Source organism: Streptomyces fildesensis (genome assembly GCF_016107395.1).
GTDB classification, from domain to species: domain Bacteria; phylum Actinomycetota; class Actinomycetes; order Streptomycetales; family Streptomycetaceae; genus Actinacidiphila; species Actinacidiphila fildesensis.
The window spans coordinates 1-310 of sequence record NZ_JAAIKO010000242.1; the positions used below are offsets into that span (position 1 = coordinate 1).

At 38.7% G+C, this 310-nt stretch carries 1 protein-coding gene; it reads right to left on the minus strand.

Annotated elements, in window-relative coordinates; translation table 11 throughout:
* Positions 1–99: 99 nt before the first annotated feature.
* On the minus strand, positions 100–310 hold a 211-nt coding region (locus C6N31_RS44920; protein ID WP_232486367.1), incomplete at its 5' end, for a hypothetical protein.

Here is a 310-nt window from a genome sequence, read left to right on the forward strand (position 1 = left end):
CTCATTAAGTAAAATGTTCTAAAACAAATAAGTAGAAAAACAGTAGACATACTAATGGCAAGCATGAAGGAACATACAACCATATATGATCCTTCAATTTCACCAAGCAATACACTCATCTCCTACCATACAAACGCCAAAGAGCAGAACATCACATCTCAGCTGCAACAAATCAGAGATAAGATGTGTAGCCTGATAAGGAATTAACTGTTCCATGATCCTTGCTAATTCCAGCTTGCCCGAGATAAGCGCTAGGATAGAGATGATGCAAACTTTGCCGATAAGATCCAAATCCAGACTGACTGTCAAC